Here is a 24,189-nt window from a genome sequence, read left to right on the forward strand (position 1 = left end):
TACAATATGGCAATAAGTGCGTCTATACAAGCATTGATAGCAGGTGAACAAGTCACAGGTTCAAAACTAAGCAGTAAGTTACGGGATGAACTATTGACCGAGGGTATGCTATTAGTTACCTCCCACGGCTCAAGAAAATCATATCGTGCCCGTGATACTGAAGCTTTAAAAAGATTTCTGATCGATAAGGATGAAAACTATCGCATTCTCGAAGTAAATATCTCAGATTCACGCGCTTCTATGGCGACAGAAACAGGTAACTCCAAACTTGTTATGGTTCGTTCCTGCCCAGGATTCCCTGTAAACAGCTATGAGCCTATTGGGTGTAGGCTTAACGGAGAACCTTTTATGGTAAACCCACAAAAAGGGAGTTTTGTTTTTGTCGCAGAATGGGAGACGTTCACAATACCTAAAGACGTAGTAGTGATAGGTATCGAGAATATGGAAAATTTCAGAATGATTCGCAATCAAAGAGTATTTTTCGAAAAATATCTTCAAGCGCATAAGCTTCCGAAAAAAGCACTCTTTGTGTCCCGCTACCCACAATCAACAGATCTTAGAAGATGGCTATGTACTATTCCCAATCATTATCTTCATTTCGGTGATTTTGATTTAGCAGGTATTGGCATATTTCTCTTTGAATTTCAACAATATTTAGGAGCGGAACGTTCTTCATTTCTAATTCCTTTCGATATTGACTCTCGTTTGAAGTCCGGTTCCGGAAAAAGATACGATGAACAGTATTGTCGTTTTAAGGACATTAAGTCAGATGAGTGTGATTTGCAGCAGTTGATAGATCGTATCCATCATGAACGAAAAGGTTATGACCAAGAAGGATATATTATGTTTGAACATTGATATTGCTCCCTCATCTTTTATTCGTTTTAAAAAGTGTAATAAGTCAGATTTATTCGCTTGAAAAAATGTAATTGCTTCCGTTGTCCACTATGGAAAATATTTGTATGCCCTAATAGGAACACTTATATTCAGGTAACAACTATTATATCCTATCGGGTATAATTCTGTCTATTGCATCATTATTATACCCGAAATGGTATAAATCAATATATTTGACAGAATTCCATAATATCGAGCATCTGATATAGTATTCCATCAATAGCAGAATGCCAACTTTGATGAAAATGCCCATAATACCAATGATTTATCGGATGATTGTTGGTTTTGAGATGGTTTAGAAGCATATCCATCGTTTTTCGTTCAAATTGTATATCCTCAATCAATGAAGGATCGTTCTCAGCCCATTGGTTAAGATTGCTTTTTGAGAATAGTTCGCAATATGAAGGTGCGGTATGTGTGACAACTGTATCAATCAAGAAGTTTGCACGGATGGTATTCAGCTTATCAGAATCGTAAATAGGAGCTTCGTTCTGCCAATACAAATTGCGAGAAATATCGTTTTCTTGTGACTCATTTGAATGAACACGGTATTTGCGTTTATTCCATTCATTTATGCGACAGATACGGTCAATAGAGATAGCTCCGCCAACACAAAGGATGGTATGATCACAGGCTTGTAGAATAGTATAATCGGGAACAGCAATGAAGCGTTTGAAGTTGAACGTTGAACCATTAAAATAAGCCGGATTATCATGATTACCACGCACAAACACAATCCAATTGTTGGCTTGGTTCATTCGCTTGACATTTCGTCTAACCATCTGCTCATAGTACTCTTTCTTTTCGAAGCCAAAGCCACAATCCCCAGCTACAATTAGCAAAGTATCTGTAAGCTGATATTGGATGCAGAGTTTGAACACCAACTGATTAAAGTCTCCATGAATGTCACCGGAGACAATAATTGTCTTGGCTTCGGGAAAAGATAGTGAGAATGTGTTACTATGATTCATCTTATGTTCCTGTTAATAGTGTTTATAGATAGAATTAATCCTTACCAAACAATCCTTTCTTTTTCCATGCCTTGATTTCTTTATCAAAATCTGAAAGAAACTCTTTGTCTTGAATCAAACGGAATTTATCATATTCAGTGTATGCCTTTTCTTTCGCTTGTTCGAAGGAAATGGTGTCAACCTTATTATATTTATCATACTCATACAGAGTCAAGAAATCATCCAATTGCTTTTTCCAATCTGCCATAGTGGAGATGATTTGCCGTTCGGCACGAAGTTCGGCCAAATCAAGGAAAGCGGTTGATAGACGATTGAAAACAGAGACTTCCTTGTCTGATAGGTAATTCTGGGCGATAATTGTATCCGACTTTTGGACTCTGCCGTTAGGAGCGTTTTTCCACGTGGTAAGTCCCATATGGGGCTTTTGGGCATCTGCTCTTGAATAGATGATTTCGGCTGCCGTTTGATGGGAAGTAGCCCAATGCATCATATCTTGCACCCTCTTGAAGAATTGTAGGGTGGTCTCAGCCTTAGGATCATAATCGGCACTACATTCGGCATAAACATCGGTGATTTTCTGATAATACCAACGTTCTGAAGCTCGTATCTCTCGGATACGTTCTAATAGGTCGTCAAAATAATCTTTGCCAAAATGTTTGCCCTGTTTCAAGCGTTCATCATCCAATACAAATCCTTTTATGATCATTTCTTTTAGAACCGATGTGGCCTACATCCGAAATTGGCTCGCTTGATAACTGCCCACACGAAACCCAACGGCAATAACCGCATCCAAATTATAGAACAATATATCATCGTTCTTGCCATCAAGTTCAGTTGTTCGAATTTTTCGAATAACTGAGTTCTCCTCCAATTCTCCACTTTTGAATATCTCTTTCAGATGGTTGTTAATCGTATTCGTTTCGATACCATACAAATCGGCCATTCGCTTTTGTGAGATCCAAAATGTTTCACTATTAAAGATGACCTCTATACGACTTTCTCCTTGTTTCGTCTTATATAGTAATATATTGGATGATAGACTATTGTTGATTAATTCAGTAGTTGATATTTCTTGTTTGAAATATTCCCTTGCCATTTGCACTTGCGGCTTCTTGCTATCGGCATTTTCGGCAATTAGCAAACAGGCTATTCGTGATAGATGTATATTCTCTACCTTATGAAAGGAACCGGAATTTAGTTTGACCATTTCAAACGTAGGATTAAAATGCTCGGCAGTGTTACGACCTTTCTTATTGGCAATGGCGATAGCTTTGGTTAGAGTACGATTGAATTTTTGGTATGTACTATAGCCTAATGCGTTGCACAGCTCACGAGAAGTCCAATATTCTAAACCTTTTGCGTCTCGCTTTTTAATCTGTTCAAAGTCGGATTGAATAGAGGATATGTTGTTCTCGTTTATCATCATTTCAGATTGTTGGAATTATACACCGCCAATCCTTTAATCGTCAACAGATATTTCTGACGAGGATGACGGGGCTTGTCTGGGTAGAGCATAGAAACAAATCCCTCTTTCAGGGCGGGATTCAGTGAATAGTCCATAAAATTCTCACGGTTCTTTAATCCTATGAAAGCCATTATCTCTTTGACAGATAATCTATTGTTTGCAATAGCCTTTATTAAGCGAATGATATTCTCATTATCTATTTGCAAAGGATTATCCGAACTTGTCGGGGTACTTGTCGGGGTACTTGTCGGGGTGGAGATAGCCATATCTTCAGGAGCATTAACCACCATGAAACGATTCCTCAATTCATTGTTTTCTCCTATCAATAGGTTGCGGAAGAACCGTTCCAAATACACAGACTCTCTTTTGATGCCTTTTTGTATATTTTGATAATTTGCTCTAACCAAAGCATTACGGAAATACCAAGAATGATTGGCAAAAAGGTCGTTTTCGACATTGAATCCCATTGAGCGTAAATACTGGATGGTAAACACTGCTGTTGTTCGGGTATTGCCTTCTCCAAACGGATGAATCTGCCACAACCCGGATACGAATTGGGTAATATGACTTACTATTTGATTTATATTCAATCCTGTATAATCAAACGCCTTTTCTTGTTCAAGGTCATATTCTATGGCTCTACGAATGTCGGGAGCAGATACATAGAATACGGTATCACCACGAAGCACCCATTCCTTTTTGGTGATATTGTAATCTCTGATTTGTCCGGCAAACTTGAATACCCCATCAAATATCCGTCGATGAATGGCGGTCAATCCAGCGACGGTAAAAGCAAATGAACGCTCATTCAATAGCTTGGTTATATTGGCAGAAACTTTATCGGCTTCCTCTGTTTCATTATCCTTTTCTGTACGAATCTCTTTTGAATCGTAGTAACTCTTGATAAGTTGTTGTACTTCATCAATGGTTATGTCTCCCTCAATATGCTTGCGAGCAGTCTCAATAAGATATTCGGAGGGCTTCAAGCCATCTACTGCTTGAAGTCCTATTGCCGTTTGCCACGCATAGCCTTTTTCTCGCTTTTGCGGCTCGCCTTGTTGGATGTATTCGTCGAAGTTAATCATTGAATATGTCTGAATTAATCCGCTTCTATTATATTGGTTGATGTTAAATAATTCTTAGTATACCTATAAGATAATCCAAACATATCCCAATTTTTTGGTAAGGTTTTAATTGTGGATTAATTGACATAATTACACTAAGATAATTCAATAAGATTGCAGGATTATAATCTTTGGTTGTTATTTCCAAAACTTGTTGAGAATATTTTAGCCATACACCATACAAGTCCTCTGAAAGATTATAATCTTTCATCTGTTTTAATCCGTCATCAATCAATTCACGAATATATTTGCGGGTTAATTCTTGATTTCTATTATAATTATTCATTTGTATGTTCTTTTTGAATGTCTTTTAATTGCTTTTCTAATTCGGTCGGATCTAGAGTATCACTTTGCTTAATAACATCGTCTCTTAAGAGTTTGACTTTATGTGTTATTTCATCTTGTTTAGCTTGTTCTTTATTAAGCTTAAAACCGTATCCTTCTATACTATTGATAAGAGGCATTATTAATAATAATAACCATAAAATTAATATTAAACTATTTCCGTCAAATTTGCAAATAAAGCATTGATTCACAAGTGTATCAAAGTTTTTGAACACATATATTGATGAGATAATTAACAATATTATGTACCATCCTTTTTTTACCCACTGCAGTTCACAGTTCACTCTACTTGTATCACATAGAAAGTTGTGAATTTTAGAAAATATCTTCATCTCTTTTATTCTAATTGTTTTCTATAAACAGAATCTAGAGTATTTCCATCTTTGTCTTTCCATACCAACCAGCCGTTATTGCTGCTACCAATACAGAAATCTGCGGCAGTACTGGGGCTTGAAAAGGTTTTATCCGATGTTAATACCAATATCCCATTTTCATTGGAAGTGTAATTTTGAAGCATCTTCTCTCGTTTTTCTTTCCAGTTGAAAGACAGAACCATTGTTTTGGCTACAACACTCCCTTTTAGGACTGTAAAGCCATCAGAACTGTAGAAGCCCTTTGCATTGCATCCTCTACCTTTGGTGTAGAATAGATGTTCTTCTTTGGGTTGTGATACTTCAAAGATATTGCAACCGATGAATGATGCCAGAAACTTCACATCTTCGAAAAATTCATCCATTGAGTCCTGTTGATGTTCTGGTAGATTTGGTGCTTTAGGGATTTGTTTATTATCACTTAAAACAAAAGCGTTTGCTTTCTTGGCTTCGGCTATCGCTTTATGTTCTAGGTATTGCACATCAACTTTAGTCATATCGGCATCTTTCGATACGAATATGAGTGCTTTTTGCCAAAACGATTTTTTGCTATCATGGTCTTTTACACGTTCTTTAAAGTTCTCCGTTTCACCTATATATGCCTTTGGCTTGGTTGATTCATCTTCACCTAGTAATATGTAAAACGCAGGTTTTTGCAACTTCTCTTGTGTATTCAAATAAGAGAGATTAGAACGTGGCACGACAAACATTTGGCAAATCTTATTGCTAATGAATGCATATTGAGTTCCTTTCGGGTCTCCGTCAATTAAATATGTTGTTACTGTTTTGCCCATAATTATACACCATAATGTTTTTCTAATCGTTCAACTAAACTATCTACAAGTTGTTTATAGTCTTTGAAACGCAATTGAGATAAGTTGCGAAGATTAAATCCTATGAATTTGTCTATATCCTTTTTTTCCTTATTGTGATCAGTATCTTCTTTATACAACAGTATCATATTGGGAATCATATTATGAGATTCTGCAACTCCCATTGCATATCCAATTTCATGATATACATTAATGTTGGAACTGCTTAAGTCTGCTATAATTAAACTGCATGATTTGATAGCTTCCAATATTTTATTTTGTATTGAAAAGCTGCTTGATTCTATAGTGCGATCAATACGAATAGGGGTGGCATTTAAATGAATACTTTTATGTCTCATATTGAACATTTCTACAGCTCGCACTATTTTTTCATATATAAGCTCGCTTTGTGAATCCCCGAATTGCATGGAGATGAAAATTTCATTCTTTTTTGTTTGATATATTTGTTCAAACATTGTTATAAGATTAATCGCTGCGTCTTTTGATAAATCATCAGGTTCTACGATTTTGTTTATGCCATTACGTTTAGCCCAATCTATAAATGATTGCATTTGATTTTTATCCAAAATTGCATAATAAACAAGCGCACATAAGAATGCGATATTCCCCAAAGCATCTTTTTCAAAAGATTTGTATATCACAGTTAATGAATAAAGCACTTCTATAATAAGAGCTTTATTGTCACAGTGTTTTATAAAACGACGAAGATTTTTTGCCTTATATATTAGATGGTCTTCTTTGTATTCTAATTCTTTTCTATCGCTTTTTTTAAGCGACAATTCTTCTATAAGCTGTTCTCTTTCAAATACTGTTTCTTTATATTTAGACAAATTTGCAAAATCAGGATGTTCGAATTCAATTTTTTGAATCTCGATATTTTTTACTGTTATTTGAGCATTTAGTGTTTCTATTTGTTGTTCAATAATGAAGATGTTTTGTCTTAACTCTTTCCATTTGCAAATATTCTCCTTTCTTCTGGAAGATATGACATCTTTTTGAGAAAGCAATAATCTTACAATGGATAAACAGGCTGTCCGATAATAAGAGTTGGAAATGTCATTGGCGACAGACAGCCATGGGATTGCATTAAACTGTCCAGTTTTAACAATTTCGATTAAGTCCAGTGCTAAAGGGTACTCTTGACCTAACTTTTCTTTATCATTGAAAGCACTCAGTTCAGATATAATTTTTAAGCTCGCTTCTTCGCGTAGAGGTAAAGCTTTGAAATTTATATCATGGAATATCTTTGCTTCAAAATTATCAGCATCCTTTGCTTCAGACATAATGATAGTAAATGGCACAATTTTTTCGGCAATCTCTTTTTTGTATGTTTTTGCTCGATGATTTAGCCAACCTTGAATTTTCTCAGGATCAGTCTCATCCTTTATCGGGGACCTATCTGATATAAACTGATGCCACCATTCTATATCAGTACTAAAAGGTTCTAGACGGTGATTCCCATCGACCCTAAGAAGTTTCTCTTCTTCATTGGGATTATCAATTTCCAAATATGCGTGTCTTGCTCTATCTCTACCAATAGGCAATCGTTCACTCAATATACGTAAACCTTTAACATATATGCTATCTTCTTTACTAACATCTTTATCATCACCTATACTTCTCATAAGTCCCTCATAATCGCTAACTCTACAAGCCAAAGTGATTTCTGGGAAATAGGACTTTAAATCGTTTAAATAATGAACGATCTCAACTTTGTGTTGTTCATTTGCATCTCTTTGATAAGATGCTGGCTTTTTAGAGATTTTTGCTAATCCTCCGATAGAAGCAAACCCCCGTAACACAATATAACTTCTAAATGCAGTATATATTATTCCTTCTAACTTTGCCATAATCACTACTTGATACTATTTATATATTTTAGAAATGCTTCTCTTTGGCGACTCCAGATTTCCTTATCCGGTAATCCAAAATATTCTATCATTTCTTTATGTAGTGCATCTAAGGCTATAGATGAATTTATCATTTCTGCCTTTCGGGTGTCGCACAACCAACCTATTTTATTAAAATTTACATTAGGTAAAAGATATAATCGTACTTTGTTGTCGTAAGCCCATACTGCCCCCATTTCATTAATACAGATTTCGCTGGCCTTATATTTTTTAGAAATTATCAAGAACGCATAATCTACATTTTGAATATTTGTTTGTATGTGTTTACGAATATCCTCACCATTTTTTACTCCCATTTCTTCAATTGAAGTACAGAATATGTTCTCAGCTTCTATTCCTATACCGAGTTGCAAGATGTAATCAACAAATTTTTCAATAATATCCTTATCCTTGGACGAATGGCTTATAAAAATTCGCTTACTATTTACATCTTTCTTTTCCAAAGAAACTATACAGTCAACAATGGCTTCAATAGCACTTAAATGTATAATTTTATCATTATCATATTGATCTATATGTTTCTGTAGCAACTGGGATATTGTCAGATATTTGACTTTGATATTTTGCACTAAAGCCAATAATTTTGTTTCTAATAGCTTTATCTCACCATTAATGTCATAATCTGTAAATATAAGATTCAAATGAGAATATGGTATTTTATTCCGTGTAATTCTTACTTGCGTCTTTATGATTGTTTGGCATTGACGTGCAATGCTATAAATATCTTCTTTCATATATTATCCTAATATTATTTTTTCTATTTCTTGTTTTGCTATTTCAAGTAATTCGACTCCTTCTTTTTGAAGTCGTTTTGCTTGTTGTCGTATTGAAACAACACTTTTTACTATCTCATTTTGAATTTCGATTTCAGGCACAGGAATAAGCATAGAGGAAATTTCTTCAAGATTTATATTAGCCCTGGCTACTGGTCGTTTAAGGCGATCTAGATTAAGTTGGCCTATTGAAGATTTTATTACCTCCTTAATATATTCCGGATTATACCCATCTTTCAATCTTACTAAAGCTATTGCCTGATTGATATTTGCTTCACGAGACGAATGGTAAATTCCAACTTGTCCTATTGTTGCGCCAACAATAGCAATCATTATATCACCGTTTTGTACTTTAGATGACTTCATTCGAGTATTATGGACATTGCGTTTTATGTATAATAAATTATCAAAATCTACTTCGCCCATAATGTCAATATTGCCACTTCTGATGAATGCTACACCATGTTCAGAATCAGTATAATCATCACCGCCTGATTTTGGAGTAATGCCACTTGTTATCAATACGGTAATATCACTTAATCTTACCAATTTGTAATTGGAGGTATCTTTTAGATGTTTGAATGCTTCTTCAAAGTATTCATTATGGTAATAAGGGTCATACCTATTGCCAATTAATTGAGATAAGGAAACTACATTTACCTTTACATAAATATCTTTTGAGGGTAAAGCTACTCCCATGTTCTTTAACACGAAAGAGTCTATACTATCTAGCAAGGATTTTGCTTCTTTTTCTTTCGTCAGTTTTGCTTCTTGCGCTTTAGTATATAGCCCTACTATTTCCTTTTGCTTTTCCAATATAGGGAGTGGAATTTTTGTAGATTTCAGCAGCTCATTCCCTATGCCAGACTGATTATTCCAATTCGTACAAATGGAATAAAAAATAGATTTACGTTGATATAGATTCAATATTATCCACAGATATTCGGGCAATATCTTATTTTGGTTTACCCTTATTCTGGTTATATGATTTGAAAATCTATATGGTTCATTTCCTCTAAAAATCGCTGTCTTACCTACTAACTCTTGGCTATTCGTGTTATTAAATAAAACATCATTTTCTTTTAATGATGGCATATTGGCTTCTATGGGTACATAAACATTTTTATCAAATACTAAAAGACCATCTTTATCTATGTTTGTAGGACGTATTTGCACAATACCATTTGTCTCTGATGCTTGGTCTCCCTTTCCTGCACCAACGCCTGATTGTATATCTATAATACAAGAACCTATTGATTCCAATTTATATTTTTCCCCAAATAGACTTGTTCCATATCTAAAAAATATGGGATCCATTCGACGGGCTTGAATAATATCAGAAATGTTTATATCATTAATTGTCATTATTCGTATCTATTTAATGGAACATATAAAACGATTAATCTTATTCGCTACTTCTGGAAGTTCACTGCCCTCAATTTTTTTACCTGTAGCATCATATCCAATGTTCTCGACTTCTATCATCAATACTTTATAGTCATTGATAAATTGAAATATTCTTTCTTTGTAAAGATCTAGTATCCGTTCTGCACGTTGGTCTTTATCAAGACTTTTTTCTTTCTGAACAATAGTCTTGACTTCTTTTAGCGTTTGTTCAAATTTCTGTGTGACACCCTTCGGGTGCTTTCTGAGAAACAAGATAGAAGATTTTACACCGGCTTTGACATGCGAGAATGTATGTTGCGGTAGAGATACCACTGCTAATATTCGGAGTTTCTCTATGAGCCAGTCACGTACATATTGACTTGTTGAGTTTGTCAGGATGCTATCAGGAACGACTATTGCCAAATATCCGTTTTCTTCATTCAGATATCTATGGCATCGCTCTAGAAACAGGACTTCTGTACTTTGAGAGGTACGCCATTTCTTTTTATTATTGTCATCTGCAATACGGTCTTTTATTTCAGTTATGCCAAGATTCTTTTCAAATAACTCATATTCTTTGTAATAGTTTACTTCATCGGCTTTAATAGTAGAACCAAATGGAGGATTGGTCATAATTAAATCAAACGTTCCATCTTGAAATTTGAGGTTGCGATTTTCGATCTCTAATGTCTTGGTGTTCTTAAGACCGTCATTCGTGATGATGTTGGTATGACCGTCATCATGAATTATCATGTTCATTTTTGCAACACGAGATATTTGCTCGTTGATTTCAATGCCAAACAAATGTTTTTCGGCAAACTCATGCCAATAATCCTTCCATGATGCACTTCCTGCATCCTCACCGTATATTTCATTGGCTTCGTCACGTATTGCTTTTAGCGCATGGAGCAAGAAACCACCACTTCCACAAGAGGTGTCAAGTACCTTCCAGTCCTTATCAATATTTATAGAATTAACGATAAACTCTACAATTGGCTTAGGTGTGAAAAATTGTCCAAAATCTCCACGGAAGAACTCGCCCATGAAACTTTGAAAGGCGACACCTTTTGCGTCAAGATCTGTTTTGGAGAGGTTTATATCTTGAAGATACTGCACAACTGTATATATCTTGTGCTTATCCAATTTTATATCATCCTTGAAAACCTCAGGATCTTTCTTACGTCCATGTTCATATAATTCTCGAATACGTTTTTCAAGTTCCGTTTTAGCTTTCAGATTCTGTTTGTCATCTTTGTCTTCTGGATAAGATATGATCTGAAAAGCAAACGGCTCACCTTTAGTTTTTGGAGCATTGTCTCTCCATTTCTCGTCCCATATCTTACAAAAAATAAGCTTGTCTAATTCATCGAAAGCCGTAGTAGGAGCTAAAGCACCGCCACCCCACAAAGCATCGTGAGCAGACTTAAACTTTTGTCTCAATTCTGCTTGTGTCCCGGCTTGAGGTTCTTTTGCTCCTTTTATATATTTATACCTTTCAACTTTCCCAGCTCGTTTGGGAATGTCGGTAATACTTATTCGTTCAACAGGATATAGCTCTACAATTTCAAAATATTCATTCTTAATCCCTGACGTAACCCAAATATACTGACATGCCAAAGAATGGGCATAGCTATATGCCTGATCAACAGCAATCTGAAATTGTCTTTCGTTTATTTGTTCTTCTTTACATTCAACCACAATCAATATTTTGGAATTTGTCTCATTATAGACAAGAATATCCGCTTCTTTTGTTGAGGAGCCTACTTGAACATTTTCATTGACAGATATATTCAGAGGAGAATAATTATAGTCAATGACAAGCATTAAAAAAGCCGTAGCTTGTACAAATTCCTCTGGATTGCTGAGCTTACGTCTTGTATTATTTTTGCAATGATACGTTATATAACTATTGTCGCTGTTGATAGCGATATAATTATTTGCTATTCCTTTTTTAAATAAATCAGTGGAAAGTAGTTCTTTTATTTCGTCTTGAGTCTTAGCCATAATACATTAATTTCTGCTATCAATTAAATCTTTGGGGTTAATTTGAAGAATCTTTGCTATTTCAAACAGAACTTCCAAACTTGGTTGTCGTCTGTTGCAGACATAGGCATTGACTATACAGAAACTTTTACCGAGTTTCTCTGCAAGCCAAGTTTGCTTGATTCCTTTTTCTTCAAGCACCTCTTTTATTCGATTCATGGGTTTATCCATTGTTTTATTTTTATATCATCTATCCGGATACAAAGATATAAAATATTATGCTATACAAAGAGAAAAGGAGAGGAAAATCCCCTCCTTTTTTTTTAAAACCATGTATCAGACATTCAAATCTTTCAGTGCAAGTGCGTAATTGGGGCAAAAACCGTCCATTATACACTTTAAACCAAGTGTCTGATAATACTCGTAGTCATCGTCTTCGGTGCAGAGGTATTTGTAATCGTAGCGTGGCATGTACTCCTTGAAGAAACGAGCCAAATCTTTCAGGCTTTCTGCTTGGTTCTTCTTGAAGTTACTGCGCACAATGATGATAGACCAGTCGGGGAAGTTACCTCTTCCACAGCTATATTCCCAGAAGCGGATGTAGCAGTCCAGATCACGTTCACTGATGTTCACACAAAAGCCATTGGCATTTTGCATCACGCTACAACTGTTTCTGTAGCCGAACTTCTCACACAAGTAGAGATTGAAATCAAGAATCAAATCTTCCATAAATAATTGAATTTAAAGTGTTAATAAAAAGTGGATTATAAATGAAAGCCTCGCTTGCGCTTAGCCTTTTTCTTTTTCATCAGGCGATTGAACTCGGCTTCTTCTGCTGCAGCGGCATCGTAGGATGAGTTGCAGTTTAGCAAGCCGAGACTGATGCTTGAGCCATCATCGGAATGGAAAACGCTTTGTTGTACATTATCTTCCTTATGTCTGGGTTCCTGCTTGGTTGACTCCAACAAGGATGCACAAGCATTCTCTTCCAATCGGTTGCCGATATTCAGGTAGCTGAACTCTCGGCTGACCTTTGATCCGGAGAAAGAAAAACCGTTGTACTCAAATTTGACACCCTGTATTTCCCGTGTAGTTCGGCTGACCTTGAAATTCATATCAATGTCTCGGTCTGCAAGCGCATCTTTCAAATCATCCCAACAATGAGCGTTGGGCAGTTCTTCTTTCAATGCCTTGTATATCTCGTGCTTTGCCTTGTCATAGGGGCGCAAACGTTTCTCTTTGATATGGTCTTTACCATTGGCAAAGTGCAAGCGATATTTGGCAGTCAGCATTTTGCATACTTTCTCATTCCTTCGGAAGTCATTTTTGTCGTTAATCGTCTTGCCGTCATTGTCCACTCGGTTGAAAACGATATGGCAATGTGGATGCTCACGGTCGATATGCCGGGCAATGATGTATTGCGTATTCTCAATACCCATTAGTTTCATATAGTCGTGCGCTATGCTCAGCATCAGAGCATCATCGCACTTTAACCTTGCGCTATCTTCCGGTGAGAAGTTGAGCGAGGTGTGTCCGACAATATTCTTTACCTTGTTATTGAGTAATGCTTGTAACTCAAATTGCTCTGCCATCTATTCGGGCGTACCTTCTACTCCAACCGCTTCCAATAGTTTGGATTTTTCCTCTTTGAGGACATAGCGGACACAACCACCGAATGATGTTCCTTTAGTCTGTTTACCTATCATCTTTCAGTCGTTTTATAAGTTGATTAATGTGTTGAGCCATTTCTTCGCATCTATCCGCAACGGCAAAGAAACCGTAGGTGTTTGCTTGTCTTGCCAACTGGTTAAGATTGGTGCTTTCGCCAATCAGTTGCCGGATGATGTGGATATGCTCTTGCGTGATTCGTCCACGTACCGAACCGTTCTCGATGAGTGAACGGATGACTTCGCTCTTGGTTTGCTTGCTCCGCCTGCAAAGCGCACCTAACCATGCGTGTTGCTGATATGACAGGCGGAGTGTTATTGTATATTTCTTTTCCATTTGAATTTGTTTTTAGTGAATAATTTGTGACCATCGGAAGCCGTATCCTCAGACTTTTTGAGGAGCAAGTGGTCGGGAAATGTAATACACCGACATTAACTTGCTACAGTAAAAAAGTCTCAATTTCTCTCTCTGAGTTCAAAGTCTGAATCCTCTTTTCTTAGGTGGTGAAACCTTCGGTTGTGGAGTGCCATGTTGTATGCTAATGAGTTTCAAATCGAATGTTTTTATCAGTGTTTTCAAGGCAGGATTCATCCTTATCATCTGTTGGAGGATAGCTTCATCAGGCTTCACTTTGAGCAGATAATCGGCTATGTCGTACCCCTCTTTTCGCTCGTTTTCGGTGGCGTTGACTTCCAGATAATCGAACATCTGCACCTTAATTCCGTAGCTTTTCATCAGACCGATTTTGCTCTGCCAATAGTCTGTCGCTCCTAAATCGGGAAATAATACAACGCTTCTTCCAGCCAGAACGGATAGGCTGTTGGCATTGAAGCAACCGTTCTTTCCACCGGATGCTATCCATAGGAATTGCGGTAGATAGTAGGAAGCAATAAGTGTCGTTTTCTCACTTTCGACCAGTGCAACAGGACGGTTTTTGTCTTCAGGAAGCAAATGCTCACCGAAGAAGCATTGCTTCAAATTGTAATTGCCCTTGTGCAGTACGGAGTGTACCCACGTGACATGATTGTATGGCTCTTTTATCCGCTTACCTGTTTCGGAATTGTAAAGCATTATCTTACCTGTACGGATTTTATTCTGATTGTCCGTTTGCCAGAATACGGTTGCACCGTCCCAATATTTAGAAGTACCAACCTTGTATCTCTTCATGAGCTTTAATGTTTCTGTTTCTCCGAACTGAGCCGATAGAAATTGAAACAACTTATTCGCTGGATAGCTACGCAATGATTGGTTGACTATATCCAAATCCATGTAGGAGATGGCTATCGGTTTTGCTTCTTTAATAGGTGTATAACTTCCGAAGCTATTCTCAGCAAACTTTTCTTTCTCAGATGGATTCTGCTCAAAGTAATCACGAGGCGTGAAGTGATAACCGCATTTCTGCTCATGGTCACAACGCCCCACGTATTCTGGGAACTTGATTTGCTTCTCTGTATCAATGTATTTGGAAAAGCATCTTTGGCGGTGACAGTTCGGGCAAGTATGCCGAGTGCTGACACCTTTGTAGGGTTCTAATATGAATCTATGTGTACTCATTGTATGTTTCTTTTTTAGTGTGTCACTTTTGTCGTTATTGTCGTTTTCGCTTGGAAAGTGTCAATACCGACAAAAATGTCACGGGTTAATCTTTGAATATTCTCCATGTTTCTCTTTGCGAAACAATGTTCCGATGTTGTCATTGAGAAAGCGTTGAAACGTGCGCTCCTTCATCCCGTTTTGTTCGGCTATCTGTATAGCTTGGGCGGTTGTAAAGGATGGAGGAAGCAGATTGACTATTGTCTGTTGTTGGCTGTTGAGCGTATTTTCATTGAGGACATTTTGAACGTTCAATGCAGACTCTTTGAAATACTCCGTCAGTTTGATTGCTCGTTCCACTGTCAACAGGTCGATACAGGTCTTATCACATTCTCCGCAAGTCCATCGTGCTAATTGGATAATCAGACAGAAACGGATAATGTATATTTCCAATTTGCAATAGATACTCACAATAGTGTCGTTTGTCTCTCGGTCGCACAACTCAGAGAAATGGTGCTGCCATTCGTAAAGCCGTCTCTTAGCATCCTCCTTGAAAAGAAGAATATGTGGTTCTATCTCTCCAAACTCATTGAGGACATATTCCTGTTGTATCAGCTTATCAATAATGGCATTCCATTCTTGTTCGATGCACTCCGGCAGTTCCTTGTCATTCCAACGTGCCTTCTGTTGCAGGTTTGGCATCACGAACAGAATACGGTCAATGAATCCGTTACTGGAGCGTTCGCCCTTAGCCAGTTCACTGAGAATCTTCTTTTGGATAGTGCCGATAACAGAGATATATGGTCGTTTGATGAAGATGGAACTTTTGGCATTCTTGCGGTCGGATATAGTGGTCTTGGCACTGAACACCGACAACCAGAACTGTTCTTCCGAACCGTTATTATAGCGGTTGAAGTTCTTGAACCAAGCGGATAACTCGTCAGCCCACAAGCATAAACCACGTTTGTTCTGTGCATGAATGAGGCTCAATCCCTCAGGTGTTACATCCGAAATCAAGAAGCGTTTACGGATTGGCTCCTGTGGAAATTGCTCTTCACCACTTTCCGTTCGTTCTTTGCGGCTCATACTCATCAGTTCATCATACTTTGCAAGTGCTTTTTCAAAGACTTGATTCTGCTGATAGTCGTAATCAAGAAACGGTTTCATCGCAAAACTAAGCGGATGGCTTTTGTTTGCTCCCGGTCTTCCAATCAATGCCATATACAGGATAGGGCTTTCTACCCACCCTTGCTTGATTTGGGCAAGATGCGTGTTACCGATGCCAACTGCAATCGCTGTAAGAATTGCAGAGGCAATGTAGTCGGTAGGGTAATTATGGCATTCGTGTACCTCACTGATGATGCGTTGGATTTTTGTCGGAAATATGCTGATTGGGAAATCAGTGCCAGCCAATCGCATACTTAAATCAACCGCTTCGTCAATAATGGATGCCGGATTAATAGAATATGTATCCATAACCACAACCATTAAAGTTTCATTGACGATTTAGGCTTATGGCGGACACCACCTTGCATATTGGCAAGCATTTCCTCATAAGTCTGTTCCGCACTATTTCTTCGTCCGTTCTCAATCCAAGCCAGAAGCTCGTCTTCGTAAAAATAGAGTTTCTTACCTTTCTTATAGGCAGGAAGCAGTCCTTTGCGTACCAATGTATAAATGGTAGGCTTGGCTTTTCGGATGATACGGCAAGCATCCTCTATTTCTACCAACACATGTTTGTCAGATGGCTGTGGCTGGAGTTCCGCTACCATCTTTTTCAACTCGATGACCTGTTCGGTCAGATAACCTACCGCTTCGGGCAGCTTATCAAATGTTACTGTTTCTTTTTGCATACGCCAATCGTTTTTAATTGTTCGACGGCAAAGGAAACAGGTGTTTCAATGGTGGAATCATTCACCAAAATATAACTGATGAATAACTTTTTGATGGTAATAAGTGATGATTACGAGTAATTTAAGTACCTTTGTGTCATGAAATACCAGTGGTTATTGAAGCTATAAAACAAATTTGTCGTTTATGATACCGCAATTTGAAGAAATACGGATACAGGCATTGAAAGAATTAAGTGCCGGGATAGTTATGAGAGCTAAAGATTTACGCATTCCTTTGGCTAAGCATTTTGGATTGACCGATGAGGAAATGAATGCTTGGTATCCTTCTGGTAATGGCGAAATATTCTTAGACCGTATTTCGTGGGCTTTATCGTATCTTTTTATTGCAGGTCTTGTAGAAAAGCCCCAAAGAGGTGATTATAAAATCAGCGAAAAGGGACTGTCTATGCTTTCTTCATGCACGGAGAAACAAATAAATGAGTTCATCAAAGTAACAGTGAATGCGAAAACTCCGAAGAAAAGTTCTAAAAATAAGGATGCTAACAACACTTCTTCCCATTTGGGAAATGATGATGAACGTACACCGGAAGAAGAATTAGCTGATTCTTATGATAGGATAAAGCAGAATGTGCAATCTCAAATTCTGACAACTATATTAAGTAAAAAGCCACAAGAATTTGAACGGTTAGTTGTGAAATTACTTCAAGCAATGGGGTATGGTGGCGAGGTCAAAAACTCAGGTGTTGTAACGAAACTATCTAATGATGGTGGTATAGATGGTATCATTAAAGAAGATATTTTAGGATTTAATCATATATCCATACAGGCAAAGCGATATGCTTTAGATAATAATGTTCAGCGTCATGAGGTTCAGAGCTTTGTAGGAGCTGTTGCAGGAACACCATCCAAGAAAGGTGTATTCATCACCACCTCTGATTATTCTAAAGGTGCGATGGAATATGTGGAAAGCCTTAACGGTTCACCAACTATTATCCTGATAAATGGTCAGCAATTAACAGAATATATTTATGACTATGGCTTGGGATTGCAAACAGAGAAAGTCCTTAAAGTCATGAAAATGGATATGGACTACTGGGATGTAATGGACAATGCCTAATGGTATTGCGTTATGCAATTTTTCTATCTAATTTAATCTTGCATTCTGATTCTGTATGCGACATTTTACGTTCAATAGTAGATATTTCCGAATCACGGAGGGTATGGGTAAATACCCTCTTTATAAAAGTGGCGGTCTGTAAGCGTGGCTTACTGAATGCCTTGCCGATATTCCATCCAAAGTGCATGATGTCAATGGTCTTTAACTGAGAATCGACCTTTATTGGTTCAACTTTAGGCAGAGTATCTAACAAGTAATATTCTGCCACATATCCACACAAGCGATTAAGTGCCGTTTCATCAAGATAGGAAACCAAAGTTTGTTTTGTGTATGCGATAACCTTATTGAGTTTTTCTTGTGAGGCACGTTCTTTCTCTGCCATAGCGTTTGCACGAAGAATCTCGTATTCTGATGGCTGGTCGGATTCTTCGATAGATGTGTTGTTGGTAGAAGGCGTGGTTTCCTCCTTTGGAAGTTCTGCCACATCTTCGTTGGGTTCGTAATATGATAGAGTAGAAACTTCTTCTGTTATGTCAGATGTAGTTTCGATTTCAATTTCGGGTTCAGGTTCAGAAATGATAGGTTTTGAATTTATAGAACTTCCGGCAAGTTCCGAGTTTGCTGCTGGAGCTTCTACGACTACAGCCTTGTTGCGATAGCATTCAAATCTCATAAAGCACTTTTCTATTGTAGGTGAAAGGAGTTGTCTGAATACCATTTGCAGATTGAGATAGATAGCCCCCATGATAATGGAGCATACCACCAATATGAGGTAGCTGCTGAACTCGTCCCAGCCATAGTGAAGTACGGTCTGGCGGGCTAAAACACCAATGATTGCGATTGTACCAAAAACAATCAGATGCAATGTTATATGTTCTATCTTTCTCTGTTCCATAGTGAGATGTATTAATCGTTTGTGTGCAAATATATAGGATTAATTTTTGAGAAAATCCATAGTTTTGCCTGTTAATGGGCTTTTGACGATATATTTCATCACTTTTCACCACGTTACACTCCTAATAATAAGCGTATTGCAAATTTCTTGCTTTTGGATGAAAATAGTTGGGTAAATAGGCTTGTGTATCTTAAAAACAAAAATTATCTGCATCATTTAAGGTAAACAATGCAGATAATCAATAGGGTATAGAGATATTGCTTATTAGCAATACAATGTATGGTTTGTATCCTTGTTGAAATATAACAGGAGGTTGTAATCTTGTTTACGAGCGACTTTGTTTATTAGCCATTTCCTAAATGCAGCGGAATGCCCGGTGTCAATCTGATAGGATAGGATTATAACCATATCGAGATTATACACATCGGCATTGTTCCCATTCTCCAATTTGATGTACTTGCAAACTTCGTAGCTCTTTAAAACATTAGCTTTCAAGATTCTCTTGATTGCTGCATGGATAGTTCCTGCTGTTGTATAAAGCAAGGCGGCAATCTCCCAAGAGGTCATCCATACTTCGCCATCAGAAATATAGATGCCTTGTCCGTTATTTGTTATGATTCCTCGTTTCATAATTATATCTATTTGAGTGATATTTTATTGGCAGTCTCTCGTTTCTTGGAATTGACCAAATCGGCATATATTTGAGTTGTGGATACGTTTTTATGCGTCAGCATCTTTGAGACCGTGTAAATATCTGTACCTAAGGATATTTGGATGACGGCATATGAGTGACGAAATCCGTGGAAGGTTATCGGTTTCGTTATTCCTGCCTTTTTGAGCCAGCTTTTCAGCGGATAATTAATCATACTTCGTTTCAAGTCTTTGAATACCTTGCCAGTTCCGGGTGTACCACATAGCTCGTAGGCTTCGTAACTTATGGGAAGGGTCGCTTCCGTTTGGGTTTTCTGTGTTCTGATACGCAAGCAATAGCCTTGGTCGGGAGCAATGGCAAAATCTTCCCATTGAAGATTGAGAATATCGCTGATGCGTAGCCCTGTCAGGCAAGCAAACAAAGAAGCTGCTTTCAGAACGGGGATGTCGCAAGGAGTGGCGGCAAGTTGCTTCACTTCGTCCAGTGTCAGGTACTCTTTCTTCACATCTTGCGGTTCAATCTTATCAAGATAGTCATTGATGTTTTCACGCAACCATTTGTCTCGATAGGCAATCTTCAACAATCCTCTGAAAGTGGAGTAGTAGCCGGATGCCGAATTGAGGGATATAGGGCGGTTGCTGTGTTTGAGCTGCTTGGCGTTTAGCAGGTACTCACGGAACTTCTTGCATAAGTCCACATTCACATCGCCAAAGGTACATTGCCCCTTGACGAAGTTGTAGAAATGCTGATAGACGAATTGCCATTTCTGGTCTTTGTTTCGGCACATCTTCTTGAAGTAGGCGAGGAAGTCGGCTTTTTGTTTGGTTTTATCCAAGAAACCAAACTCTTCATTGATGAGTGATTGTACCCGGATACAACGGATAGCCTCTGCCTTGTTCAACATGTCGTTGTTGAACTCCCGTTCCATCTCGTTCTTAGGATAGGCATAGATGTAGATGCCGAGGTATTCCCTGCGACTCATCTGCATCGTTTCGGGGTTACGAACTGCCGGATAATAATCTAGATACAAGGAGATGCGATTGTTACGAATCGCTCTCTGACGAACTGTTACTTTTGTACACGTGTGTGTCATACTGATTAATATTTAGAGTTTTACATTTGTTTGGTGCAAAGGAATAGAGTGATTCAATGGTGGCAACATTCACCGATAAATAACTTATTCAATCTTTGGGGCTGCAAGTAGCTTATCTAATTCGGGCTTGGAGATAAGCGTGTATTTGCCCTTCTTGACCTTTGGGATATTATGATACTTCGCATAATGATAGAGCTGGTCACGGGTGAGATTGAACTTCTCCATTGCTTCGGCAACCGTATAATATTGCGGTTCTTCGGGTGCTGCCACGCCTTTGGCTATATCCACGTGTTTCTTGGAATAGTACACCATGATGCCTTCTTTCTTTTTGGGGATGGCATTCTTGGAAACGAAAGTGTAGATGGCAGATAAGGTCATGCCGAATTTTTCCTGCATTTCCTGTGTGCTGTACCATTCGGTAATGTCGGGATTCGGGGCTTTCTTGGCGAAGTAAGCGTCCATGTGCTTCTTGCTCCAATAGGTTTTGCCACGATTGAAAGTCCGAGGGATGTTATTCTTCTTGGCTACCACAAATATCCATGACTCGTTTACATGGTATTTCTCTTTGACTTCGGCTGTGGTGTAGAAGTCGGTGATGGGGGCTTTTTCTTTTGTTGGAGTATGGAACTCTGTTGGATTATTGAATAACTCATCAATATCCTCTTTCTTCAAAAGGTATTTGAAACCTAATCGAGTGACCTTTAATTCACCTCGTTTAATGTATCCGTAAACGGTAGGTCGGGTTACCCCGAGATAGATTGCAGTCTCGGTAATTGTGAGAAATGGCTTGTCTTTGATTTTTTCAATAGGCTTTTCATTAATCTTCTTTTCCACAAATTGATTGTTAGCCTTGATTACTTCGTCACGCTTCTTCTTTTTATAAAGAGCGTTGGCGCATTGTTTGGAACAACAAGCCGTTGTTGTTTTCTGGGCGATAAACTCTTTACCGCACCAAGCGCAAATTCGCTTAATTTTCAGGTTACTGCTCATTTTAATTCATCTTTATTTCTCCGTTATTACTGTAAATTCTCGTAAAACCGTGTAAAATGGCGTATAGTTTCTCTACTACCTTTCCGCTGGATTTTCGGTCTTCAACAAGCGAGCAACAAATGCGGTACAAAAATGAGCTGAAAAAGCCCTATAAACGATAACCATCGCTTATAAGGCTAAAAAGAAAGGCGCTCAAAATGAACGCCTTGATAATCGTTGATGATATATGCTGATCGTTGGTAATCACCACTTATTTGCCGTAAGCAAATATCCCTTATTTTCATGAAAATGATCTTAGATCGTTTTTCAAACCCCATAACGGTACTTGAAAAACAATAGATGATCTTGGTATCTGGGCGTTGCTGCTTCTGTAAACAAACCTCCTCCATGACCCGGGCATATCGTTGGTTGAGCATGGGATCCTCCCGCATCAAGTCCACTCTAGAGGGCGCATATTGGCAATTAGGTGGATATTTACGGGGAAAATCAAGGCTTGAGGGATTCATAGAGAGGATCTTACTCTCTTTTATTCCTATTATAAAAGGCCGCCTCCAATCGATCTTCTCCTCAAAAGGGAAACCACATTCTAAGAAAAGCCTCTTATACAAAGAGAAATAGTCTTGTCTACATAGCAGCATAGAAAAAAACAGGTTCCTGATCTTTCTCGCTATCACGATCTTTTCCCACGCCAAGCGTATACCCAGCCTGGATATGCTTGTCTGCTTAGGGATCAGGCCGGAGGTGAAAGGAGGAACCCAAGGGTCATAAAGGGATAGCGGCATCGTCTCTACTAATACGACAGGGATTCCCAGCTTATGATACAAGGCCGTGCGCAAGGCGCATTGGGCATCCAAATAGACACGATCGGGAGATAAGGATGTAATCCGGCTTTCCCAATCGGCTATTTCCCGGAAAAAGGCATGCTTCCTTTTTTGTGTAAACACAGAGGAGAAACACTCCCCAATAAAACGTAATCCTTTTACACGTAGCTCCTGTTTATCAGACTCTAAGGGATAATCCAGCATGATACACTCAAATCCCTTAGTCTCAATAATCTTTTTATGCTCGGCTTCTACCGCACAATAAACAACTCGATGCTGTCTCTCCCGCCACTGATTCGCAAGCGCAAAACTTGCGTTCAAGTGGCCGATGGCCGGATATATGTCGAATAATAGGGTCATGGCTCTTTAATTAATTTAGTAAGTCTCCTACATCTAGATAGGCGAACTGTATATCTGCATTCAGGCTCATTAAAATTCGGTTATTGTCTTTATCATAGCAAAATCTTATGACCGGATATCCGGTTTCTAACGTCTTTAGATAATTACCATCCAAATCGAAAACTACAAATTTTGTGGGATAATTAGTCTTTCCATTTGTGAAAGATTTATTTCCAGAGTAAAGAGCGACTATTCTATTATTACAAAATACCACAGGTCCATAATAGTCAATGCCATGCGTTTCCGTACTCCACTCAGTTCCATATACATTATACTTTAATGTTCCATCTAGATTACATATTGTCATCAAATCATGAAGGATATAAGTCTCCACATAAATACCATGTTCCATAGAGATATCAAAACAAACACGTTTCTTTTTAACATCCGGATGAGTAGTATAACTCATAGGTGTTATTTTGCCGGTTGCCATATTGAATTTTGCAACAATTGGATTGAAATTACCGTTGCCTAAACGTTGTATAATGACTCCAATAGATAATGTGTCGTTAATGTATGTGTATTTCTCTATAACTAGTTGTTCATTCATTGTCATTTTTTCAATAGGTAAATATGCCGGATCTGCTATCGCACTATCCAAATCATAGCTAAAAATCTTATATTTACCAAAATCTGACACGTAAAACTTACGATTCATTTTATCTTCTTCTATAGACCCTATACGTGCGATCTCTCCCGGTCCTTGTCCTCTTGGGGCAATACTTGTTATATACTTAAAGTCGTTCTTATCAAAAATATGTACAAACTCATTTGCTGTTTTATAATCGGTGATAAGCATATAATTATCTATTACAATTGGCCATGAATAGCTATTGACAAGGATATCTTCTATCACGATCTCCTTTATCCGATCACGAACATTGATTACATTATCTCTTTTGCCTTGGTGTTTTTCAGTCGTAGAGTTAGAGGAACATCCCCAACAAAAAACGATCAGAAGAAATAGGCATACTGCTTTATTCATATCTGGTATCTTTTTTAGTGTCGCAAGATATGTTTTCCTCAGCCGTTTATTCGCAAGAGCAAAACTTGCGTTCAAGTGGCCGATGGCCGGATATATGTCGAATAATAGGGTCATGGCTCTTTAAT

General features: G+C 37.9%; 23 protein-coding genes and 2 pseudogenes. 2 read left to right on the plus strand and 23 right to left on the minus strand.

What is annotated here, in order from left to right; translation table 11 throughout:
* The first annotated feature begins 6 nt into the window (after positions 1–6).
* Complete coding sequence (locus E5342_RS01405) at positions 7–858, plus strand: hypothetical protein (RefSeq protein WP_135958649.1); 852 nt, start codon at positions 7–9, stop codon at positions 856–858.
* Between the two features lie 203 nt (positions 859–1,061).
* Here E5342_RS01405 and E5342_RS01410 read toward each other — a convergent pair whose 3' ends face one another.
* The 17 genes and pseudogenes from E5342_RS01410 to E5342_RS01490 form a co-directional block, all read right to left on the minus strand.
* A complete protein-coding gene (locus E5342_RS01410) occupies positions 1,062–1,868 on the minus strand; it encodes a metallophosphoesterase (protein WP_135958650.1) in 807 nt (268 codons plus the stop codon).
* A 34-nt stretch (positions 1,869–1,902) separates the two neighbouring features.
* Positions 1,903–3,291: pseudogene (gene rhuM / locus E5342_RS01415) on the minus strand (RhuM family protein).
* A complete protein-coding gene (locus E5342_RS01420) occupies positions 3,291–4,418 on the minus strand; it encodes a Fic family protein (protein ID WP_135958651.1) in 1,128 nt (375 codons plus the stop codon). The pseudogene rhuM and the gene E5342_RS01420 overlap by 1 nt, the downstream one beginning before the upstream one ends.
* Before the next feature lie 43 nt (positions 4,419–4,461).
* Positions 4,462–4,743: a hypothetical protein gene (locus E5342_RS01425; RefSeq protein ID WP_007665830.1), complete on the minus strand. Its 282-nt coding sequence runs from the start codon at positions 4,741–4,743 to the stop codon at positions 4,462–4,464.
* Positions 4,736–5,134, minus strand: a complete 399-nt coding sequence (locus E5342_RS01430; protein WP_135958652.1) for a hypothetical protein — start codon at positions 5,132–5,134, stop codon at positions 4,736–4,738. The genes E5342_RS01425 and E5342_RS01430 overlap by 8 nt, the downstream gene beginning before the upstream one ends.
* A gap of 5 nt (positions 5,135–5,139) precedes the next feature.
* A complete protein-coding gene (locus tag E5342_RS01435) occupies positions 5,140–5,967 on the minus strand; it encodes a GIY-YIG nuclease family protein (RefSeq protein WP_135958653.1) in 828 nt (275 codons plus the stop codon).
* Between the two features lie 2 nt (positions 5,968–5,969).
* The gene (locus E5342_RS01440; protein ID WP_135958654.1) at positions 5,970–7,856 is read right to left on the minus strand and encodes a hypothetical protein; all 1,887 of its coding nucleotides are present in this window, start codon (positions 7,854–7,856) and stop codon (positions 5,970–5,972) included.
* A gap of 5 nt (positions 7,857–7,861) precedes the next feature.
* Positions 7,862–8,650 (minus strand): toll/interleukin-1 receptor domain-containing protein, encoded by a 789-nt coding sequence (locus E5342_RS01445; protein ID WP_135958655.1) that lies wholly within the window; start codon positions 8,648–8,650, stop codon positions 7,862–7,864.
* A gap of 3 nt (positions 8,651–8,653) precedes the next feature.
* The gene (locus E5342_RS01450) at positions 8,654–10,054 is read right to left on the minus strand and encodes a restriction endonuclease subunit S (RefSeq protein WP_135958656.1); all 1,401 of its coding nucleotides are present in this window, start codon (positions 10,052–10,054) and stop codon (positions 8,654–8,656) included.
* Positions 10,055–10,063: 9 nt separating this feature from the next.
* Positions 10,064–12,079 (minus strand): restriction endonuclease subunit M, encoded by a 2,016-nt coding sequence (locus E5342_RS01455; RefSeq protein WP_135958657.1) that lies wholly within the window; start codon positions 12,077–12,079, stop codon positions 10,064–10,066.
* A 6-nt stretch (positions 12,080–12,085) separates the two neighbouring features.
* On the minus strand, positions 12,086–12,289 hold the full coding sequence (locus E5342_RS01460; RefSeq protein ID WP_135958658.1) for a helix-turn-helix domain-containing protein: 204 nt from the start codon (positions 12,287–12,289) through the stop codon (positions 12,086–12,088).
* A gap of 105 nt (positions 12,290–12,394) precedes the next feature.
* On the minus strand, positions 12,395–12,787 hold the full coding sequence (locus E5342_RS01465; protein WP_135958659.1) for a hypothetical protein: 393 nt from the start codon (positions 12,785–12,787) through the stop codon (positions 12,395–12,397).
* A gap of 35 nt (positions 12,788–12,822) precedes the next feature.
* Positions 12,823–13,764 (minus strand): annotated as a pseudogene (locus tag E5342_RS01470) (relaxase/mobilization nuclease domain-containing protein).
* Positions 13,754–14,062, minus strand: coding sequence for a MobC family plasmid mobilization relaxosome protein (locus tag E5342_RS01475; protein ID WP_135958660.1), 309 nt, complete (start codon positions 14,060–14,062; stop codon positions 13,754–13,756). The pseudogene E5342_RS01470 and the gene E5342_RS01475 overlap by 11 nt, the downstream one beginning before the upstream one ends.
* Before the next feature lie 138 nt (positions 14,063–14,200).
* Positions 14,201–15,280 carry a DUF6371 domain-containing protein gene (locus E5342_RS01480; RefSeq protein WP_135958661.1) on the minus strand — a complete coding sequence of 360 codons (1,080 nt, stop codon included), beginning with the start codon at positions 15,278–15,280 and terminating at the stop codon, positions 14,201–14,203.
* A gap of 78 nt (positions 15,281–15,358) precedes the next feature.
* On the minus strand, positions 15,359–16,735 hold the full coding sequence (locus E5342_RS01485) for a DUF3987 domain-containing protein (RefSeq protein ID WP_135958662.1): 1,377 nt from the start codon (positions 16,733–16,735) through the stop codon (positions 15,359–15,361).
* An 11-nt stretch (positions 16,736–16,746) separates the two neighbouring features.
* Complete coding sequence (locus E5342_RS01490) at positions 16,747–17,112, minus strand: helix-turn-helix domain-containing protein (RefSeq protein WP_135958663.1); 366 nt, start codon at positions 17,110–17,112, stop codon at positions 16,747–16,749.
* A gap of 184 nt (positions 17,113–17,296) precedes the next feature.
* Here E5342_RS01490 and E5342_RS01495 point away from each other — a divergent pair, with 184 nt between their 5' ends.
* The gene (locus tag E5342_RS01495) at positions 17,297–18,229 is read left to right on the plus strand and encodes a restriction endonuclease (protein ID WP_135958664.1); all 933 of its coding nucleotides are present in this window, start codon (positions 17,297–17,299) and stop codon (positions 18,227–18,229) included.
* A 10-nt stretch (positions 18,230–18,239) separates the two neighbouring features.
* On the opposite strand, the gene E5342_RS01500 is transcribed toward E5342_RS01495, so the two are convergent.
* The 6 genes from E5342_RS01500 to E5342_RS01525 all read right to left on the minus strand — a co-directional run bounded on the left by E5342_RS01500 (position 18,240) and on the right by E5342_RS01525 (position 24,064).
* A complete protein-coding gene (locus E5342_RS01500) occupies positions 18,240–19,124 on the minus strand; it encodes a mobilization protein (protein WP_135958665.1) in 885 nt (294 codons plus the stop codon).
* A 264-nt stretch (positions 19,125–19,388) separates the two neighbouring features.
* Positions 19,389–19,754, minus strand: a complete 366-nt coding sequence (locus tag E5342_RS01505; RefSeq protein WP_135958666.1) for a lipofamily protein — start codon at positions 19,752–19,754, stop codon at positions 19,389–19,391.
* An 8-nt stretch (positions 19,755–19,762) separates the two neighbouring features.
* Complete coding sequence (locus tag E5342_RS01510) at positions 19,763–20,869, minus strand: tyrosine-type recombinase/integrase (protein ID WP_135958667.1); 1,107 nt, start codon at positions 20,867–20,869, stop codon at positions 19,763–19,765.
* A gap of 84 nt (positions 20,870–20,953) precedes the next feature.
* Positions 20,954–21,859, minus strand: coding sequence for a helix-turn-helix domain-containing protein (locus tag E5342_RS01515; RefSeq protein WP_135958668.1), 906 nt, complete (start codon positions 21,857–21,859; stop codon positions 20,954–20,956).
* Between the two features lie 176 nt (positions 21,860–22,035).
* Positions 22,036–23,040: a glycosyltransferase family 1 protein gene (locus E5342_RS01520; protein ID WP_135958669.1), complete on the minus strand. Its 1,005-nt coding sequence runs from the start codon at positions 23,038–23,040 to the stop codon at positions 22,036–22,038.
* A gap of 10 nt (positions 23,041–23,050) precedes the next feature.
* Positions 23,051–24,064: a 6-bladed beta-propeller gene (locus E5342_RS01525; protein WP_135958670.1), complete on the minus strand. Its 1,014-nt coding sequence runs from the start codon at positions 24,062–24,064 to the stop codon at positions 23,051–23,053.
* Positions 24,065–24,189: the final 125 nt, after the last annotated feature.

Source organism: Parabacteroides distasonis, from assembly GCF_004793765.1.
Classification (GTDB): Bacteria; Bacteroidota; Bacteroidia; order Bacteroidales; family Tannerellaceae; genus Parabacteroides; species Parabacteroides distasonis_A.

Bases quoted from the DNA above. Each gene is read 5' to 3' on its own strand.
- E5342_RS01405 (WP_135958649.1), top strand. From the start codon at position 7: ATGGCAATAAGTGCGTCTATACAAGCATTGATAGCAGGTGAACAAGTC.
- E5342_RS01410 (WP_135958650.1), bottom strand. From the start codon at position 1,868: ATGAATCATAGTAACACATTCTCACTATCTTTTCCCGAAGCCAAGACA.
- E5342_RS01420 (WP_135958651.1), bottom strand. From the start codon at position 4,418: ATGATTAACTTCGACGAATACATCCAACAAGGCGAGCCGCAAAAGCGA.
- E5342_RS01425 (WP_007665830.1), bottom strand. From the start codon at position 4,743: ATGAATAATTATAATAGAAATCAAGAATTAACCCGCAAATATATTCGT.
- E5342_RS01430 (WP_135958652.1), bottom strand. From the start codon at position 5,134: ATGAAGATATTTTCTAAAATTCACAACTTTCTATGTGATACAAGTAGA.
- E5342_RS01435 (WP_135958653.1), bottom strand. From the start codon at position 5,967: ATGGGCAAAACAGTAACAACATATTTAATTGACGGAGACCCGAAAGGA.
- E5342_RS01440 (WP_135958654.1), bottom strand. From the start codon at position 7,856: ATGGCAAAGTTAGAAGGAATAATATATACTGCATTTAGAAGTTATATT.
- E5342_RS01445 (WP_135958655.1), bottom strand. From the start codon at position 8,650: ATGAAAGAAGATATTTATAGCATTGCACGTCAATGCCAAACAATCATA.
- E5342_RS01450 (WP_135958656.1), bottom strand. From the start codon at position 10,054: ATGACAATTAATGATATAAACATTTCTGATATTATTCAAGCCCGTCGA.
- E5342_RS01455 (WP_135958657.1), bottom strand. From the start codon at position 12,079: ATGGCTAAGACTCAAGACGAAATAAAAGAACTACTTTCCACTGATTTA.
- E5342_RS01460 (WP_135958658.1), bottom strand. From the start codon at position 12,289: ATGGATAAACCCATGAATCGAATAAAAGAGGTGCTTGAAGAAAAAGGA.
- E5342_RS01465 (WP_135958659.1), bottom strand. From the start codon at position 12,787: ATGGAAGATTTGATTCTTGATTTCAATCTCTACTTGTGTGAGAAGTTC.
- E5342_RS01475 (WP_135958660.1), bottom strand. From the start codon at position 14,062: ATGGAAAAGAAATATACAATAACACTCCGCCTGTCATATCAGCAACAC.
- E5342_RS01480 (WP_135958661.1), bottom strand. From the start codon at position 15,280: ATGAGTACACATAGATTCATATTAGAACCCTACAAAGGTGTCAGCACT.
- E5342_RS01485 (WP_135958662.1), bottom strand. From the start codon at position 16,735: ATGGATACATATTCTATTAATCCGGCATCCATTATTGACGAAGCGGTT.
- E5342_RS01490 (WP_135958663.1), bottom strand. From the start codon at position 17,112: ATGCAAAAAGAAACAGTAACATTTGATAAGCTGCCCGAAGCGGTAGGT.
- E5342_RS01495 (WP_135958664.1), top strand. From the start codon at position 17,297: ATGATACCGCAATTTGAAGAAATACGGATACAGGCATTGAAAGAATTA.
- E5342_RS01500 (WP_135958665.1), bottom strand. From the start codon at position 19,124: ATGGAACAGAGAAAGATAGAACATATAACATTGCATCTGATTGTTTTT.
- E5342_RS01505 (WP_135958666.1), bottom strand. From the start codon at position 19,754: ATGAAACGAGGAATCATAACAAATAACGGACAAGGCATCTATATTTCT.
- E5342_RS01510 (WP_135958667.1), bottom strand. From the start codon at position 20,869: ATGACACACACGTGTACAAAAGTAACAGTTCGTCAGAGAGCGATTCGT.
- E5342_RS01515 (WP_135958668.1), bottom strand. From the start codon at position 21,859: ATGAGCAGTAACCTGAAAATTAAGCGAATTTGCGCTTGGTGCGGTAAA.
- E5342_RS01520 (WP_135958669.1), bottom strand. From the start codon at position 23,040: ATGACCCTATTATTCGACATATATCCGGCCATCGGCCACTTGAACGCA.
- E5342_RS01525 (WP_135958670.1), bottom strand. From the start codon at position 24,064: ATGAATAAAGCAGTATGCCTATTTCTTCTGATCGTTTTTTGTTGGGGA.